Raw genomic sequence first — 382 nt, forward strand, 5'->3', positions numbered from 1 at the left:
TCCACGGCACGCGCATTCAGCCAGCCGCGGGTGCCGGTCATCGGCCGTTTCGCCATCGGCGGGGCCAACCCGTTCGCCCCGGACACCAGCATACCGGTCCGCAGCCTGGCAATTGAGTTGAGCACCGATGACGGCCAGGTCTGGCGCACCGGCATGAACAACCCGCCGGTGCTTGCCGTCAGCAACCCCCAAGGGTTCTACGAGCAGGTGCTGGCCAGCGCACCGGTCAAGGCCACCGGCAAACCCGACCCGGCCAAGCTGCAGGCGTTCTTCGCCGCGCACCCGGAAAGCGCAGCGTTTCGTCAATGGGCGGCCAGTTACAAGCCCAGTGACAGCTTCGCCAGCACGCAGTACCACAGCATCAATGCCTTCCGCCTGATCG

At 66.5% G+C, this 382-nt stretch carries 1 protein-coding gene; it reads left to right on the top strand.

The window, feature by feature from the left end; genetic code table 11:
* Positions 1 to 382 (top strand): catalase (locus QWI17_RS09830; RefSeq protein ID WP_302722334.1); only part of this gene is annotated, 382 nt, incomplete at both ends.

Origin of the sequence: Gilvimarinus gilvus (genome assembly GCF_030518155.1) — a bacterium.
Classification (GTDB): Bacteria; Pseudomonadota; Gammaproteobacteria; order Pseudomonadales; family Cellvibrionaceae; genus Gilvimarinus; species Gilvimarinus gilvus.